Origin of the sequence: Bradyrhizobium glycinis, from assembly GCF_016031655.1 — a bacterium.
Taxonomy (GTDB): Bacteria; Pseudomonadota; Alphaproteobacteria; order Rhizobiales; family Xanthobacteraceae; genus Bradyrhizobium; species Bradyrhizobium glycinis.
The window spans coordinates 577,708-594,990 of the sequence record NZ_JACCHQ010000001.1 but is presented as its reverse complement, the minus strand read 5'-3'; the positions used below and the strand labels follow the sequence as shown (position 1 = coordinate 594,990).

The following is a 17,283-nucleotide window of genomic DNA, read 5'->3' as shown; positions in this document are numbered from 1 at the left end:
GCTGGATCTCCGGTCATCTTTCGGGATATCCGTCTGCTAACGCCGGCCTCGCGGCGAAGGTTTCCATTGGCCTAGTGCGACATACCCCTCTCATCCGTCGTGCCGGGTTCCATGCTCCAGATCGCCCGCACCTCCTCCGGCAAGGCCTCCCGGACCTTGTCGATCTGGCCCGCCGTCAAGTGCCGGGAAAGAACATTGAACACCGCGCGTGCGGCATCCTCCGTATCGACCGGTCGCCCGAACTTCAGTTCCTCCGCGATGAGCTGAAGAAACTCTTCCAGCGACCGCACCCGACTTGGCATTGCCGATGGCCGGAACTGATCATAGTACGCGCCGCGGACCAGCAGCGGCAGTTGTGATCCCAGATGCGCCGCAAGCTCCACCGGCAGGCGATCGCGTATCGCGCGCAGCACCGCGGCCGTTACGCGCCACGACTGCTGATCGTCCAAACCGATTTCTTCGCTGATCTCGTTGAGCCAGAGATGCGTCGTCTGTGCTGTCTTGTCGAATACCGGTATCGCGCTGGAACTCATTGTGAACCTCCGCTTCGGATTTCGAGGTTTGGATCACAACAGGTGCGATCACGCACCGTTCCTGGCCGAGGCGCAAACTTCAGATGAATTTGTATCCGGAACGAGAGCGGTGTTGGAGTTGCGGCTCGTCAAGCGGCGCGCTGGGTCGACATTGTCATGGCGTCGTCCAAAACCGGTAGCTTCTCGAGCGCGCGAAGGCCCGGCCTGCGACGCCACCGAATTTGCGAAGGCTCGACAGCCAGCCGGAGTTTCGGCCAACGCACGAACAGCGCCTCCAGCGCGCGGGCCGCCTCGATGCGCGCGAGCTGATGGCCGAGACAGAAGTGGATTCCCGTGCCGAACGAGATATGGCGGTTCGGCTTGCGTTCGAGATCGAGGGTCTCGGGACGATCATGAACCGCGGGATCCATGTTCGCCGCGGCGAGCATCACCATGACGCGATCGCCCTTCTTCAGGCGCACGCCTTCGACCTCGACATCGCGCCGCACGTAGCGCGGCTTGGAGAATTGCACCGGCGAGACGAAGCGCAGGAACTCCTCGACCGCGAGCCCGACGCGGCTCCAATCCTGTTCCAGCCAGTCGCGCAGCTCGGGATTCCTGAGCAACTCGTAGACGGAACCGCTGATGAGATGGGTGGTGGTTTCGGATCCCGCACCCAGCAACAGAAACACCATCGAAACCATTTCATCCGGCGTGATCTGGCCGCCTTCGCGCTCGACCTGAATCAGCTCGGCAATCAGGCCCTCGCCGCCCTGTACACGCGCGATCTGCAACTGCTGCTCGAGATAGGCGCGCATCTTGCGCACGGCGAACAACAGGCGAAAGAAGCTGACGACATTCGTCAGCGACGACATCGCGTTGGCCCAGGCGATGAACTTTGGACGATCTGCCAGCGGCAGGCCGAGCAGCTCCGAGATCACCGCGAGCGGCAGGATGCGCGCATAGCGCTGGACCAGATCGGCCGGGCTTCCTTGCGCGAACAGCTCGTCGGCCAGACCGTCCGCGATGGCCCGGATGTGCGGCTCCATCGCCACGATCGCGCGGCGGCGAAACGCTTCGTCCACGATGCTGCGCAGCCGCGTGTGATCCGGCTCATCCATCGTCAGCATGTTGTTGGCGATGGTCCTGACGAACCTCGGCATCCACCAGCGCAAGCCCGCGACGTCGCCACCCTCCTTGCGCAACGTGAAGGTCGCACCGTCCTTCAGGACCTGCGCGGTGGCATCATGGGTCGTGGTGATCCAGACATTGCCGACGATGGGAAACCGCGTCGCGACCACAGGGCCGGACATGCGCAATTTCGCGATCGCCTTGGGCGGATCGCGGAAGAAGGCCTCGCTGGTGAAATCGAGGCGCACTGTCATGGGATCACCGGAGCATTGGTGGCGCATCACCGAGATGGTGCGCGGCGCGGCCGGCGCAAGGGTGCGTCTGCTCGTCAGCCGCAGGCGCGGCGAGCCGGGCCTATCCGCGTCCGGAGGAGCGCTGGCCGCTCTTGCGCTGCAGTTGGGTGTAGGCGTCCCAATGGCTCCAGCTGCCATTGCTGAGGCTTTGCAGGTCCGTTGCCAGCGGACGGCGCGTGCGCTTGTCGTGATCGGCGATCGCGCGCTCCGACTGCGCGATCTTGCGCTTGAGTTCTGCGATCGTCTTCTGCGTCTGGCCGTTGCGCTTCGAGGTGGCGATCTCGCCCATCGTGAAGCGCGCGGTCTCCAGCGCCTTCAGCTCGGCGCGGTTCTTCTTCAACTGAACCCGGTGCCAGGCGATATTGCTGTCGCTGTCCGCAACCATGTGGGAACTCCGCTGATTCGGTCCCACATAGTATCGTGCGCCGAATCGGCGCCGCAACGCCCCGGCGGTGGCGAAAATGCGATCTTCTCGCGCAGAAATTCCGGATCTAGCGCTCGGCGAACGCCTTCTCGACCACGAACTGGGCCGGCTCGCCGTGATTGCCCTCGAGGAAGCCGCGCTCCCCCAAGAGGACCCGGGTGTCCGCCACCAGCGCCGGGCTGCCGCAGATCATGACGCGGTCATGGGCGGCCTCCAGCACCGGCAAGCCGATGTCGGTGAAGAGCTTGCCTGAGGTGATGAGGTCGGTGATGCGGCCGCGGTTGCGGAAGGGATCGCGCGTCACGGTCGGGTAGTAGATCAGCTGACCCCGGATGTACTCGCCGAGCAGTTCGTCCTTCGGCAGGTGCTCGGTGATCATCTCGCCATAGGCGAGTTCCTTGACGTGCCGGCAGCCGTGCAGCAGCACCACCTTCTCGAAACGTTCGTAGGTCTCGGGATCCTTGATCACGCTCAGGAACGGCGCAAGCCCCGTGCCCGTGCCGATTAGGTAGAGGTTGCGCCCCTCTTCCAAATTGTCGATCACCAGCGTGCCGGTGGCCTTGCGGCTGACGATGATCTCGTCGCCTTCCTTCAAATGCTGGAGGCGCGAGGTCAAGGGACCGTCCGGCACCTTGATCGAGAAGAACTCCAGCGTGTCCTCGTAATTGGCGCTGGCAACGCTGTAGGCCCGCAGCAGCGGCTTCTCGCCGACCTTGAGCCCGATCATGGTGAATTCGCCGTTGCGGAAGCGGAAGGTCGGGCTGCGGGTGGTCTTGAAGGAGAACAGCGTATCGGTCCAGTGGTGGACGCTCAAAACGCTTTCCTGATTGAAATTGCTCATCTCACCTTCCCTGTCGCGTCAATTGCGGTTCCGAGGCCGGCAGCTATGCGTCGTTTGTACACGATCATTCGTATACTAATGAATAATCCGGCTTGATCCCGCGGTCAAGGCTGCCCAAGATCGGAAGCGTTGCAGTTACGAATAAGGAGCCCCTTCCATGGCGCATGACGCACCCCAGGCCACCGGACCCTCGAAACTGGTGATCCGCAATATCGGCCTGATCCTGTCCGGCGCTTTGGAAAAGCCGATTCTGGATGGCGACACCATCGTCGCCGAGAACGGCAAGATCAGCGCGATCGGCCGCTTCAAGGACGTCAACACCGAAGGCGCCACCACCATCGTCGACGCCAACGGCACCACCGTGGCGCCGGGCCTGATCGACAGCCACGTCCACCCTGTCGCCGGCGACTGGACGCCGCGGCAGAACCAGATCAACTGGATCGACAGCTATCTGCACGGCGGCGTCACCACCATGATCTCCGCCGGCGAGGTGCACATGCCCGGCCGCCCCCGCGACGTCGTCGGCCTCAAGGCCATGGCCGTGTTCGCCCAGCGCGCGTTCTGGACCTTGCGTCCCGGCGGCGTGAAGGTTCACGCCGGCGCGCCGGTGATCGAATGCGAGATGGTGGAAGAAGACTTCAAGGAGATGGCGGCGAACGGCGTCAAGCTGCTCGGCGAGGTCGGCCTCGGCGGCGTCAAGGACGGCCCGACCGCGCGGAAAATGGTCGGCTGGGCGCGCAAATACGGCATCCAGAGCACCATCCACACCGGCGGCCCCTCGATCCCCGGGTCCGGCCTGATCGACAAGGACGTCGTGCTGGAGGCCGACACCGACGTGGTCGGCCACATCAACGGCGGCCACACCGCCCTGCCCGACGACCAGATCCGCTGCATCTGCGAGGGCTGCAAGCGCGGCCTCGAGCTCGTGCACAACGGCAATGAGCGTTCGGCCCTGTTCACGCTGCGCACCGCGCGCGAGATGGGCGACTTGCACCGCGTCATCCTCGGCACCGACGCGCCCGCCGGCTCCGGCGTGCAGCCGCTCGGCATCCTGCGCATGGTCTCGATGCTGTCCTCGCTCGGTGACCTCCCGGCCGAGATCGCGTTCTGCCTCGCCACCGGCAACACCGCTCGGATGCGGCAGCTCGATTGCGGCCTGATCGAGGTCGGCCGCTCCGCCGACTTCGTCATCATGGACAAGGCCCAGCACTCGCCCGGCAAGAACATCCTGGAGAGCGTCCAGCTCGGCGACCTCCCCGGCATCGGCATGACCATCATCGATGGCATCGTGCGCACCCAGCGCAGCCGCAACACGCCACCGGCCGGCAAGGTGCCGGAGGTGGTGGCGAAGTAAGCCAGGAAAATGGTGCCGTAGGGTGGGCAAAGCGCAGCGTGCCCACCTCTGCCAAGGCGATAAAGATGGTGGGCACGGCGCAAGAGCGCCTTTGCCCACCCTACGAGACCACCTTCACCTCAGCTTGTTCAGCAGCACCATCAGCGTCTCGCGCTCTTTCGCGTCGAGCGGCGCCAGTGTCTCGCGGGTGATCGCCAGCGCGTTCGGCGCCAGCTTCTCGGCAAGCTGCTGACCGGCGCGGGTCAGGCTCACGAGCAGGCGCCGCCCGTCCTCCGGATCCTGGCTCGTCTCGGTGAGGCCGCGCGCGGTGAGACGATCGATCACGCCCTTGATGGTCGCGACGTCCATCGCCGTGAGGCGCCCGAGCTGATTCTGCGAGCACGGCCCGGTCTCGGCCAGCTTCGACAGCGCCGCCCATTGCGTCGGCGTCAGATTGGTGCCGATGTCGCGGGCGAAGATCGAGCTGTGGCGCTGCCAGACCTGCCGTAAGATGAAGCCGACCTGTTCGTCGAGCACGTAAGGCGGTTTCGCCGGTTTGACGTTCTTCTTTGCCGCAACGCTTCTCGCCATCCGTTCGCAGCCTTCCCCTTGCCTCACAACGACAGATGCGCGTCGCGGATATCCGGGCGCGCGTCGAGCTCGGCCATGGTGCCGCCGAAGCAGATCCGGCCGCGCTCGATGATGTAGGCGCGATCCGAAATCAGCCGCGCGAAATGCAGATTCTGCTCGGAGACGACGATGCTGACGCCTTCCTTCTTCATGGTCAGGATGGCATCGACCATCTGCTCCACGATCTTCGGCGACAGCCCCTCCGACGGCTCGTCCAGCAACACCAAGGACGGATTGCCCATCAGCGTGCGCGCGATGGTGAGCATCTGCTGCTCGCCGCCGCTCATGCGCCCACCCGGGCGGTTCTTCATCTCGCCCAGGTTTGGAAACAGCGCGAACAGCTTTTCGCGCGTCCAGTGCGGCGCGTTCGGACGCTTCGGCTGGCGGCCGACTTCGAGGTTTTCCTCGACAGTCAGGTCCGTGAAGATGCGTCGCTCCTCCGGCACGTAGCCGAGGCCCTCGCGCACGATCTCGTGCGTCGGTTTCGTCGAGACGTCCTTGCCTTCGAACGTGATGCGGCCGGAGCGCTGCGCGACGAGGCCGACGATCGAGCGGAACGTCGTCGACTTGCCGGCGCCGTTGCGTCCCAGCAGCGCCACCACCTCGCCCTCGCCGACCTCGAAGCCGATGTCGAACAGGATATGCGCCGGACCATAATGGCTGTTGAGGTCCTGCACCGTGAGCTTCATGTGGAGGCTCCCTCGCGGTGGCGGGAATCGTAGACCAGGCCCTCGCCGAGATAGACCGCCTGCACCTGGGGATTGCCGCGCACTTCCGCCGGCGAGCCCTCCGCGATCAACGTCCCGCGATTGAGCACGAGGATGCGGTCGGCATGCTCGAACACCACGTCCATGTCGTGCTCGGTGAAGAGAACACCGATGGATTTTTCCCGGGCAATGCGCGCGGTCAGCCGCATCAATTCGACGCGCTCGCGCGGTGCCATGCCGGCCGTCGGCTCGTCCATCAGCAGCAGTCTGGGTTGGTTGGCGAGCGCGACCGCGAGCTCGAGCCGCTTGAGATCGCCATAGGCAAGCTCGCCGCAGGGACGGTCCGCATAGCCGCCCATGCCGACCAGCTCGAGCAGGCGGCCGGCCTCGTCGCGATCGAACTTCGGTGCCGAGCCGAACAGATTGAACAGCTGCCTGCCATGGGAGATCAGCGCGACCTGCACGTTCTCGCGCACGGTCATGGTGGCGAAGGTCGCGGTGATCTGGAATGTGCGGCCGACGCCGAGCCGCCAGACCTCGCGCGGCTTCCGGCCCGTGATCTCTTCGCCGAGCAGGCGGACGTGCCCGCTGTCAGGCATGTTCTGGCCGTTCAGCATGTCGAAGCAGGTGCTCTTTCCCGCTCCGTTCGGCCCGATCAGCGCCAGGATCTCGCCGGCCCGCAACGCGAACGAGACGCCGCGCACGGCATGGATGCCGCCATAGGACTTGGTCAGGCCTTCGACCGCAAGAAGTGGAGGTGCAACGCTCATTCGGCAGACTCGATCGGCTTGGCGAGCAAGGGGGATCCCGGGGGCGATGCTTTCTTCCGGCGCTGCGCCAGCATCTCGAGCATGCCGACGATGCCCTTGGGGAAGACGACGACGATCAGCATGATGAAGCCGCCGAGAACGAGCTTCGACAGATCGGTCTGGCTCACTAGCCAGATGTTCAAAGCCTTGTAGACGATGGCGCCGATCACCGCGCCCGATACCGTCTCGACGCCGCCGAGCAACACCATGACCAGCGCGTCGACCGACAGCGAGATGCCGAGATTGTCGGGGAAGACGCTGCCCTTGAGATAGGCGAACAATGCACCGCCGATGCCGGCGGTCGTACCGGCGATGACGAAGGCGGTCCACTGGATGCGCTTGGCATCAATGCCGATGGCTTCGCTGCGCAGGACCGAGTCGCGCGTGGCACGAAGCGCGTAGCCGAACGGCGAGAACACCATGGCCCGCAGCGCGACGGTCACCAGCGCCGCGACGCCGAGCGCAAGCCAATAGAAACGCGACGGACTTGCCGCCCAGCTCGACGGCCAGAGGCCCAGAATGCCGTTGTCGCCGCCGGTCACGTTCACCCACTGGAATGCGATCGACCAAACGATCTGCGCGAAAGCGAGCGTCAGCATCGCGAAATAGACACCGGAGAGCTGTACCGCGAAGAAGCCGAACACGGCCGCGCCCATGCAGCCGAGCAGCGGGCCGAGCAAGAGGCACACGATCATCGGCAGACCCGCCATCTTGGCGAGGAAGGCGATGCCATAGGCGCCGAGGCCGAAATAGGCGGCGTGACCGAACGATGCGAGGCCGCCGACCGACATCAGGAAGTGCAGGCTGACGGCGAAGATCACGAAGATCGCGATCTCCGAGCCGACCGTCAGCAGATAATTGCCGGCGAACAGCGGCAGCATCGCCGCGACGACGAGCGCCGCAAGCGCCATCAGCCGCTCATTCGAGGTCAGCGGCCGCCATGGATTGACGGTGAGGCCCGGCGTCTTGCGCGCGGCCGCCTCCGGCTTGCCGAACAGGCCCCACGGACGCACGATCAGCACCACCGCCATCACCAGGAAGACCAGGATGATGGAGATCTTCGGGAAGATCAGGATGCCGAACGCATTCAGCTCGGAGACCAGCACCGCCGCGACGAAGGCGCCGACGATGCTGCCGAGACCGCCGATCACGACCACGACGAACACCTCGACGATGATCCGCAGATCCATGGCATGATGCACGGCATCGCGCGGGATTTGAAGCGCGCCGCCGAGGGCTGCGAGGAAGACGCCGACGGCGAACACTGATGTGAACAGCCATTTTTGATTGACGCCGAGCGCAGCCACCATGTCGCGGTCCTGCGTCGCCGCGCGCACCAGCACGCCCCAGCGCGTGCGCTGGAACAGCAGCCAGAGAATCCCGAGCACGACGGGTCCGAGCACGATCAGGAACAGATCGTAGCTCGGAATGTTCTGGCCGAAGAAGTCGATCGCACCCTTGAAGCCGGGCGCGCGGCGGCCGACGAGATCGTCGGGCCCCCAGATCAGCACGACGAGATCCTCGACCATCAAGGTCAGGCCGAAGGTGGCGAGCAGCTGGAACAGCTCGGGCGCATGATAGATGCGCCGGAGCAGCACCATCTCGACGATGACGCCGATCAGCGCCACCGCGAGCGCGGCCAGCACGATGCCGCCCCAGAAGCCGAAGGCGCCGGACAGGCGCTCTGTCAGCGTGAAGGCGATGTAGGCGCCGATCATGTAGAAGGCGCCGTGCGCGAAATTCACGATCCGGGTCACGCCGAAAATGATCGACAGGCCCGACGCCACCAGGAACAGCGACGCTGCGCTGGCGAGACCGGTCAGAAACTGTACGACGTAAAAGGCCATCGGCGGTCCGGGTTAGGTGTTTAGGTCACCTCTCCCCGCTTGCGGGGAGAGGTCGAATTTGCGCGAAGAGCAAATTCGGGTGAGGGGGAGTCTCCGCAGGGCTAACTGTCACCTCCCTCGCGGAGGCTCCCCCTCACCCCAACCCTCTCCCCGCAGGCGGGGAGAGGGAGAAGGAAGACATCAATCCTTCGGACGCAGCTTCTCGACTTCGGCATCACCAGGCAGATAGTCCGCACCCTTCTTGTAGGACGAATCCACCATCACGCCCTTGCCGTCCTTCAGCGCGGTCTTGCCGACGAAGGCCCCTAACGTCGACTGGTGGTCGATCTTGCGGAAGGTGATCTCGCCGAACGGCGATGGCATCGTCAGCCCCTCCGCCGCGGCAATCAGCTTCTCGGGATCGGTCGAACCGGCCTTCGCCAGGATCGCGGCCGCCGACTTGATGGTCTGATAACCGACGATCGAGCCGAGACGCGGATAGTCGTTGTACTTGGCCTGGTACGCCTTCAGGAACGTGTCATGCTCGGGCGTCTTGATCGAGTACCAGGGATAACCGGTGACGATCCAGCCCTCCGGCGTCTCGTCCTTGAGCGGGTCGAGATATTCGGGCTCGCCGGTGAGGAAGGAGACGACCTCGCGCCCCTTGAACAGGCCACGGGTGTTGCCTTCACGCACGAGCTTGACGAGGTCGGCACCGAACGTGACGTTGAGGATCGCTTCCGGGTTGGCGGCGGCAACCGCCTGCACCACCGGGCCGGCGTCGATCTTGCCCTGCGGCGGCCATTGCTCGTCGACCCACTGGATGTCCGGGCGCTTCTCCGACATCAGCTTCTTGAACACCGCGACCGCCGACTGGCCGTACTCGTAGTTCGGCGCGATCGTCGCCCAGCGCTTGGCCGGCAGCTTGCTGGCGGCTTCCACCAGCATCGCCGCCTGCATGTAGTTGGAGGGACGCAAGCGGAAGGTGTATTTGTTGCCCTTGGACCAGGTGATGGCGTCCGTGAGCGGCTCGGCGGCGAGGAAGAACACCTTCTTCTGGTTCGCGAAGTCGGAGACCGCAAGACCAATATTCGAGAGGAACGTGCCGGCGAGCATCGCGACGCCCTCGCTCGAGACGAGCTCGTTGGCCGCGGTCTGCGCGTCCGCCGGCTTGCCGCCGTCGTCCTTGGAGATGACGACGAGCTTCTTGCCGTTGATGCCGCCCGCCGCGTTGATTTCCTCGACCGCGAGCTGCCAGCCCTTGCGATAGGGGTCGGTGAATGCCGGCAGCAGCGAATAGCTGTTGATCTCACCGATCTTGATGTCCTGCGCCAGGGCCGAATGGGCCATGCCGCCCGCCAGAAGCGCGAAGGCCGCGCCGACGAAGTAATTTCTTGCTCGCATCCCAACCTCCAGTTTGAACTCGCTTACGACTTCTATCTATCTCAGACCGTCTTCGCCCTTGATCTCCGCAACCGTCAGCCCGCCGACGCGCGGCAGCGGACGGCCGCTGTCGGTGACGGCGACCGCGACCATGATCTCGTTGGCGCGCGGCGCGTCGTTGATCTGCACTTCCATGCCATCGAAATGACTGCGCACGAAGGCGGCGTCCTTGTGCCCCAGCGGAATGTCCAGCGTGGTGCCCGGACCGCTGCGCTTCTTCGACGAGGGGATCAGCGCCGCGCCCTTGCCCAGAACCTTGCGCACCGGCGCGCCCATCTTGGGGTGGAGGATTGCGGCGGCATGCTCCAGCTCGCCGTTCTCGCCGACCGCCGCGGCCTTGCCGTAGCTGTGCGCCTTGGCGCCGTCGATGCCGAGCGCCGCCACCGCGCGTTTCGACAAGAGCTCGCCCAGCTCCTCGCCGATCGCGATCAGCGGCGAAAGATCCTCGACATATTTTCCGGCAAACGGATTCTCGATGACGGCAATCGCCGCCGCACGCCGGGTCGGCGGTGACACCTGTCGGCCCATCTCCATCTGGGTCTCTTCGACGACGGTGACGATCTTGCGGATGATCGCGCTCATGGCTGCTTCCTCTGGACACTTCCCTGTTCAGGCATGAACCGCATTCTCCAGCTTGCGCGGGCGCGATCCTGGCCGCTCAATATCTTTCGGTCCGATGACAAGCATATCACCACAAAGCTGCAGCACGGCACCCTCGATCAGCCGACGATCGAATAAACGCCGTGCACATTCCGCGCCAGATTCGAGCGCGGCGCCGATCTCATCGTGAGACAGCTCACCGACATCGCACGTCACGAGCCGCGCGCCGAGATCGCTGTCGGGCTGAAGCTCGTTCGCAGGCTTTCGGATGATTGCGGGATGCCCTGGCAGATCAACGGCATTGGCGATCACGGTCGCGGCCGCATCGGCCTGCGAAGCAGTTGCTGCCAGCACGGTCACGGCATCGGCGATCCCGAGCGAAAAGCTGCGGCCGTGTCGGCCGCTGGTCGCGACGCCCCGCACCGGATCGTCCGCGTCGATCCGCATCGTCCGCATTACGCCTTCGCGATCAGGCCGATCCATCAGGCCGACCGAAAAATGCTCGCCGTTGCCGAGATGCAGCGCGATGTCGCCGCCATTGTTGACGTAAACCCGATCGAGCGCCGCAACGCGCAGCATCGCGGCCAGAATCTCCTCCGCGACGCTACCGGCAACGGCCGCCATCGGCGTGATGAAGCAATCGGCGGCATAGGGCGCCACCGCGGCGTGCATGCGGCGCGCGACGACGCCCTTTAGCGACGTGCGCCTCTCAGCGGCGGAGCGCAATTCCGGCAGCTCCGCGCAAAGCTCGTCGAGCAATCCGGTGAACCGCAGCGCGGCAGCCTCATAGGCGGCCTGTACCGCATCCGTGCGTCCCCTCGCCTCCACGATCAGATCGATCGGTCCATCCTGCAAATGCAGCCGCCGGCCATCAGACAGCAATGCGATTTGCGGGCGCCTGGTCATGTGCGGGGCCCCGGAATCGGGCTCTGCCAGGGCAATTGGCGGACATCGTCGCCGCTCTGCACCTCGGAGAGCGGCTTCACATAATCCATGTGTCCGCCGAGCGCGGCATAGTCGGACAGCTTCATCGTGAACTCGATCGGCGCGACCAGGGCCGGTGTCGGCACATAGCCGAACGCGCCTGACGGCATCTGCGTCACGTCGACCATGTAGGTGATGCCGCCGCCGGGCCAGACATAGACCGGCGCGCCGCCGCTGGTCACACGCGTCAGCGCATCCTTCACCGAGCGCGTCAGCCGCACCGGATTGTCCGTGACGCCGGCGCGCAGCGAGCCGCCCGCGCCCGCCATGAACAGCACCGTGCACAACGCGGGCTCGCAATTTTCCTGGATGCGCTCGACCGAAAACTTCAGGTCATCAGGCATCTCGGTCTCGACCGGTTTCAAGGCTTCGTCGAGCACGTAATAGGACGAATGCTCCCCGGTGGTGGAGACCATCAGCATGGTCAGACCGGGCTTCGCTTCCTTGGGATCGAATGGGCCGAGGATCGACAAGGGATCGGAGATGTTGGTGCCGCCCCAGCCCGTGCCTGGATCGGCAACCTGAAAATAGCGGCCGGGCGTCGAGCGACGGCCCTTCATTTTGATGCCGGTGTCGGCGATGTCGAGCAGCTTGCCGGCCTGGTGCTCCGAGAGCACGCCGGTGATGTGGTCATCGACCACGACGACCTCGTCCACCTTGCCGTGCCATTGCTTGGCGAACATGCCGATCGTCGCCGAGCCGCAGCCGACGCGCATGCGCTCTTCTTTCACGCCGTTGACGATCGGCGGCTGGCCGGCCTGCACCACCACGGTGGCGCCGCCGTCGATGGTGAGCTCCACCGCCTTGCAATTGGCAAGGTCCATCAGCGTATCGCAGGTGACGCGGCCCTCCTTCTTGGAGCCGCCGGTGAGATGATGCACGCCGCCGAGCGAGAGCATCTGCGAGCCGTATTCGCTGGTCGTGACATGGCCGACCGCCTCGCCCTGGGCGCGCACGGTCGCGGTCTCCGGTCCGAGATAGCGGTCGGTGTCGATCTTCACCTTGATGCCGCAATAGGAGAAGATGCCCTCGGTGACGACGGTCACCATGTCGACGCCGTCGACCTCCGCAGAGACGATGAACGGCGCCGGCTTGTAGTCGGGATAGGTGGTGCCTGCGCCGATCGCCGTCACGAAGGTCGAGGGCTCATGGACGATCTTGCCGTCCCAGTCCTCGGTGCGGCTGAACGGGACGAGCTTGCCGCCATGAGAGACGGTGCGCTCCAGGATGACGTGCGGATCGACGCGGACGAGCTTGCCGTCGTGATTGGCATAGCGATCGCAGGCACCCGCCGCGCCCGGCTTGATGTAGCACATCACCGGACAAGCATCGCAGCGGATCTTGTCGATGACGGCGCTCGTCGTTTCTGTCACCATGTCTGGGCCGGCGGACATCGCTAGTTATCATTCGTATACGAACGATGTTGCGCGCGCTGCCCCGGGGCTGTCAAGCGGCGGTGCAGCGCAAAAGATGCCGCTGCCGCATAAAGCCTCATTTGCCTATCCGCCCTGTCCACAAAGAAGGCAGCCGCGCTGCAGTGCGGCATGCACGGCTTGCACGTTTGTGTACAAACGGTATCGTCGCGGCGCCGAATTTTCGCGATTGCATGATCTTGGATATCGTCTTGGGCTTGGGAACGAGGATGACGCAGACACCGATCCGCCTCACCGTGAACGGCAGGATCCACGAGGTCACGGCAGCACGGGACACCCCGCTGCTCTACGTGCTGCGCAATGATCTCGGACTGAACGGCCCGAAATACGGCTGCGGCTTGGGGGAATGCGGCACCTGTACTGTCCTGATCGACAGACTGGCGGCACGCTCCTGCGTAATTCCGGTGAGCGGCTGCGCCGGCCGCGACATCGTGACGCTCGAAGGCCTCGGCACAAGCGACAAGCCCGACGTCGTGCAGCAGGCCTTCATCGACAAGCAGGCCGCGCAATGCGGCTATTGTCTCAACGGCATGATCATGACCACCAAGGCGTTGCTCGCGATCAATCCGCACCCGACCGAGCAGGAGGCGCTGGCGGCGCTGCGCTACAATCTCTGCCGCTGCGGGACGCATGTCGAGATCCTCCGCGCCGTGATGCGCGCCTCTGGCCAGCTCACCGAGGCCGCAGATTGATGGCCTCCCTTGTTTCGAACGGAGCCGAGCGCGCGGGTTCGCTCATCGTCGCCCGTAGCGTCGACGAGGTCACGTCGGAGACCTTCGTCCGCATCACCGCGGACGGTTCGGTCACAGCCTATAACGGCCATGTCGATCTCGGCACCGGCATCCGCACGGCGCTGGGCCAGATCGTCGCCGAAGAGCTCGACGTCTCCTTTGCGCGCGTTGTCGTCGTGCTCGGCGACACGGCATTGGTGCCGAACCAGGGCGCGACGATTGCGAGCGAAACCATCCAGATCACCGCCGTGCCGCTGCGGAAGGCCGCGGCGCAAGCGCGGCACTTTCTGATCGCGCGCGCGGCGGAACGGCTGGACTTGCCGGAAGCCGAGCTCAAGATCGAGGACGGACTCGTTCGCGGCCACGACAACCGCAGCATCAGCTATGGCGAGCTCATCGGCGACGAGGCGATCCGCCTCGAACTCGCCGACCACGTGCAGCTCAAGCCGGTCGGCGACTACGCCATCGTCGGCCAGTCGGTACCGCGCGTCGATTTACCTGCCAAAGCCACGGGCGAGCTGACCTTCGTGCACGACATCCGCGTGCCAGGCATGGTGCATGGCCGCGTGGTGCGGCCACCCTATGCCGGCGTCGATGCCGGACCGTTCGTCGGCACCAGCCTCATTGCGGTCGATGAATCCTCCGTGCGCGACATTCCCGGCCTTATCGCCGTCGTGCGCATCGGCGATTTCGTCGGAATCGTTGCCGAGCGCGAGGAGAATGCGATCCGTGCGGCAGAGCAGCTCGAGGTGAGCTGGAAGCCGACGCCGACGCTTGCCGATCTTGGCGATGTCGAGACCGCCCTCCGCGCCCATCCATCGACGCCGCGCACGCTGATCGACAAGGGCGAGGTCGACAAGGCGATATCGGCCGCGGCCAAGCCGATGCGGCGCACGTACGTGTGGCCGTATCAGATGCACGCCTCGATCGGCCCCTCCTGCGCCGTCGCCGATTATAGGGATGGTAACATCCGCGTCTGGTCGGGCACGCAGAATCCCCACGTGCTGCGCAGCGATCTGGCCCTGCTGATCGAGCGTCCCGAGAGCGAGATCGAGGTGATCCGGCTGGAGGCCGCCGGCTGCTACGGCCGCAACTGCGCCGATGACGTCACCGCCGACGCGCTGCTGCTGTCGCGCGCGGTCGGCCGTCCGGTCCGCGTGCAGCTGACGCGCGAGCAGGAGCACGCGTGGGAGCCCAAAGGCACCGCACAGCTCATCGACGTCAATGGCGGCCTCAACGCTGACGGCAGCATTGCCGGGTACGACCTCGCCACGCGCTATCCCTCGAACGCGGCGCCGACGCTGGCCTTGCTGCTGACCGGCCGCCTCTCGCCGGAGCCCGCAGTGCTCCAGATGGGCGACCGCACCGCGATCCCGCCTTACGATTACGAGCACATGCGCGTCGTCGCCCACGACACGCCGCCGATCGTGCGTGCCTCCTGGTTTCGCGGCGTCTCGGCATTGCCGAATACTTTTGCGCATGAATCCTATATCGACGAGGCTGCAACCGAAGCCGGCGTCGATCCCATCGAATATCGCCTGCGCTATCTGAAGGATCAGCGCGCGATCGATTTGGTCAATGCGGTCGCCGAGCGCGCAGGCTGGACGCCGCGGCCGGTCCGCGAGGAGAAGGATGGCGATGTCGTGCACGGGCGCGGCTTTGCCTATGCGCTCTACGTCCACAGCAAGTTTCCGGGCTATGGCGCGGCTTGGTCGGCCTGGGTCGCCGACGTCGCGGTGAACAAGACGACCGGCGATGTCAGCGTGACGCGCGTCGTCGCGGGGCAGGATTCCGGGTTGATGATCAATCCGGACGGGGTACGCCACCAGATCCAGGGCAACGTCATCCAGTCCACCAGCCGCGCTCTGATGGAAGAGGTGTCGTTCGAGCGCGGCACGGTGGCTGCGCGCGAATGGGGCGCCTATCCCATCATCCCCTTCCCCGACGTGCCCAAGATCGACGTGCTGATGCTGCCGCGGCAGGATCAGCCGCCGCTCGGCGTCGGCGAGTCCGCCTCGGTGCCGAGCGCGGCGGCGATTGCGAACGCCATCTTCGATGCCACCGGCGTGCGCTTTCGCGAGCCGCCGTTCACGCCCGAGCGCATCCTGAAGCGGCTGCACGGTGAGGCAGCGGCGACACCTCAGGCCCTGCCCGCGCCCGCAGCCCCGCCTCCGTCTCGCATCTGGCAAAACCCGTTCGCCAGGCGCGCCGGCATCTTCGCAGCGATTGCAGCCGTCTGCACCGCTGCGATCGGCGTTGGCACGGCGCTTCTTCCCGGCCGCGCCATCGCGCCGATCGCGCGGCCCGACGCGTCGGTCTATTCCGCGGCGACGATCGCCCGCGGAGAGCAGCTCGCCGCGCTCGGCAATTGCGCGGAGTGCCACACCAAGATCGGCGGCGCACCAAATGCCGGCGGCCGCGCCTTGGAAACACCGTTCGGCACGATCTACGCGACCAACATCACGCCCGACGTCGAGACCGGCATCGGCGCCTGGTCCTACCCCGCCTTCGAGCGCGCCATGCGCGACGGCCTGCATCGCGACGGACGCCAGCTCTATCCCGCCTTCCCCTACACGCACTTCGCCAGGACCAGCGACGCCGATCTGCAGGCGCTTTACGCTTACCTGATGGCGCAACCTGCGGTACGCGCGACGATTCCGGCGAATGCGCTCGCCTTCCCCTTCAATCTGCGCCCGCTGCTGGCGGGCTGGAATGCACTGTTCCACGATGCGCACGAATTCAAGCCCGACCTGTCAAAGTCCGAGCTTTGGAATCGCGGCGCCTATCTGGTCGAGAGCCTCGGTCATTGCAGCGCCTGCCATTCGCCGCGCAACGGGCTCGGCGCCGAGCAACGCAACGCCTATCTCGCCGGCGGCTTTGCCGAGGGCTGGGAAGCGCCGGCGTTGACCTCGCTCTCGCTCGCGCCGATTCCGTGGAGCGAGGATGAGCTCTACGCCTATTTGCGCACCGGCCATTCGCGTTATCACGGCGTCGCGGCCGGCCCGATGGCCCCTGTTGTCCGGGACCTCAAGGCTCTGCCTGACCAGGACATCCGTGCGATGGCGGTCTATCTCAACTCATTCAATGACGCCGCGGTCGACCAACAGGTGCAGGATGCGCTCGCCACCAGGCTCGAGAGCGCGACCCAGGTCACTGTCGCATCGTCGACCGGTGCGCGGCTCTACCAGGGCGCCTGCGCGGTGTGCCATGAGGTCGGCGGCCTGCCGCTGTTCGGCAGCCGCCCATCGCTCGCACTCAACAGCAACCTGCACAGCAGAACGGCCGACAATCTCGTGCAGGTGATCCTGCACGGCATTGCCGAGCCCGTCTCGAGCGATCTCGGCTACATGCCCGCGTTCAGGAACAGCATGAGCGACGCGCAGATCGAGGAGCTCGTCAGCTTCCTGCGCCGGCAATTCGCACCTAGCAAGCCGGCCTGGACCGGCGTGCGCGAGACGATCGCGCGGGTACGAAGTTCAGCTCACTGACGTCATTCCGGGGCGCCGCGAAGCGGCGAGCCCGGAATCCATAATCCCGGCTGGTGGTTATGGATTCCGGGCTCCCTCGCTACGCTCAGGCCCCGGAA

General features: G+C 65.3%; 15 protein-coding genes. 3 read left to right on the top strand and 12 right to left on the bottom strand.

The genetic code is table 11. The annotated features are described in order from the left end of the window. Window positions 1-71: 71 nt before the first annotated feature. The 4 genes from HZZ16_RS02815 to HZZ16_RS02800 form a co-directional block, all read right to left on the bottom strand. On the bottom strand, window positions 72-533 hold the full coding sequence (locus HZZ16_RS02815; protein ID WP_197946974.1) for a DUF2267 domain-containing protein: 462 nt from the start codon (window positions 531-533) through the stop codon (window positions 72-74). A 128-nt stretch (window positions 534-661) separates the two neighbouring features. Next, on the bottom strand, window positions 662-1,897 hold the full coding sequence (locus HZZ16_RS02810; protein WP_197946973.1) for a cytochrome P450 family protein: 1,236 nt from the start codon (window positions 1,895-1,897) through the stop codon (window positions 662-664). A 100-nt stretch (window positions 1,898-1,997) separates the two neighbouring features. Further along, window positions 1,998-2,321 (bottom strand): hypothetical protein, encoded by a 324-nt coding sequence (locus HZZ16_RS02805; protein ID WP_197946972.1) that lies wholly within the window; start codon window positions 2,319-2,321, stop codon window positions 1,998-2,000. 106 nt (window positions 2,322-2,427) lie between these two features. Next, window positions 2,428-3,201, bottom strand: coding sequence for a ferredoxin--NADP reductase (locus HZZ16_RS02800; RefSeq protein WP_197946971.1), 774 nt, complete (start codon window positions 3,199-3,201; stop codon window positions 2,428-2,430). 157 nt (window positions 3,202-3,358) lie between these two features. Between HZZ16_RS02800 and HZZ16_RS02795 the strand changes: the two genes are divergently transcribed. Next, window positions 3,359-4,555 carry an amidohydrolase family protein gene (locus HZZ16_RS02795; protein ID WP_197946970.1) on the top strand — a complete coding sequence of 399 codons (1,197 nt, stop codon included), beginning with the start codon at window positions 3,359-3,361 and terminating at the stop codon, window positions 4,553-4,555. Between the two features lie 114 nt (window positions 4,556-4,669). On the opposite strand, the gene HZZ16_RS02790 is transcribed toward HZZ16_RS02795, so the two are convergent. The 8 genes from HZZ16_RS02790 to HZZ16_RS02755 form a co-directional block, all read right to left on the bottom strand. Continuing rightward, window positions 4,670-5,125, bottom strand: a complete 456-nt coding sequence (locus tag HZZ16_RS02790) for a MarR family winged helix-turn-helix transcriptional regulator (protein ID WP_197946969.1) — start codon at window positions 5,123-5,125, stop codon at window positions 4,670-4,672. 23 nt (window positions 5,126-5,148) lie between these two features. Further along, the gene (locus HZZ16_RS02785; protein ID WP_057028850.1) at window positions 5,149-5,853 is read right to left on the bottom strand and encodes an ABC transporter ATP-binding protein; all 705 of its coding nucleotides are present in this window, start codon (window positions 5,851-5,853) and stop codon (window positions 5,149-5,151) included. Further along, complete coding sequence (locus tag HZZ16_RS02780; RefSeq protein ID WP_197946968.1) at window positions 5,850-6,641, bottom strand: ABC transporter ATP-binding protein; 792 nt, start codon at window positions 6,639-6,641, stop codon at window positions 5,850-5,852. The genes HZZ16_RS02785 and HZZ16_RS02780 overlap by 4 nt, the downstream gene beginning before the upstream one ends. Beyond that, window positions 6,638-8,527, bottom strand: a complete 1,890-nt coding sequence (locus HZZ16_RS02775; RefSeq protein ID WP_197946967.1) for an ABC transporter permease — start codon at window positions 8,525-8,527, stop codon at window positions 6,638-6,640. The genes HZZ16_RS02780 and HZZ16_RS02775 overlap by 4 nt, the downstream gene beginning before the upstream one ends. Before the next feature lie 180 nt (window positions 8,528-8,707). Next, a complete protein-coding gene (locus HZZ16_RS02770; protein ID WP_197946966.1) occupies window positions 8,708-9,910 on the bottom strand; it encodes an ABC transporter substrate-binding protein in 1,203 nt (400 codons plus the stop codon). Between the two features lie 36 nt (window positions 9,911-9,946). Next, window positions 9,947-10,531, bottom strand: coding sequence for an amino acid synthesis family protein (locus tag HZZ16_RS02765; protein WP_025035619.1), 585 nt, complete (start codon window positions 10,529-10,531; stop codon window positions 9,947-9,949). 27 nt (window positions 10,532-10,558) lie between these two features. Then, window positions 10,559-11,455: a UPF0280 family protein gene (locus HZZ16_RS02760; RefSeq protein WP_197946965.1), complete on the bottom strand. Its 897-nt coding sequence runs from the start codon at window positions 11,453-11,455 to the stop codon at window positions 10,559-10,561. Further along, on the bottom strand, window positions 11,452-12,909 hold the full coding sequence (locus tag HZZ16_RS02755) for a 6-hydroxynicotinate reductase (protein WP_197947264.1): 1,458 nt from the start codon (window positions 12,907-12,909) through the stop codon (window positions 11,452-11,454). The genes HZZ16_RS02760 and HZZ16_RS02755 overlap by 4 nt, the downstream gene beginning before the upstream one ends. Before the next feature lie 266 nt (window positions 12,910-13,175). Here HZZ16_RS02755 and HZZ16_RS02750 point away from each other — a divergent pair, with 266 nt between their 5' ends. Both HZZ16_RS02750 and HZZ16_RS02745 read left to right on the top strand, forming a co-directional pair. Next, window positions 13,176-13,658 carry a (2Fe-2S)-binding protein gene (locus HZZ16_RS02750; protein ID WP_197946964.1) on the top strand — a complete coding sequence of 161 codons (483 nt, stop codon included), beginning with the start codon at window positions 13,176-13,178 and terminating at the stop codon, window positions 13,656-13,658. After that, window positions 13,658-17,185 carry a molybdopterin cofactor-binding domain-containing protein gene (locus HZZ16_RS02745; protein ID WP_197946963.1) on the top strand — a complete coding sequence of 1,176 codons (3,528 nt, stop codon included), beginning with the start codon at window positions 13,658-13,660 and terminating at the stop codon, window positions 17,183-17,185. Before HZZ16_RS02750 ends, HZZ16_RS02745 begins: the two co-directional genes overlap by 1 nt. Window positions 17,186-17,283: the final 98 nt, after the last annotated feature.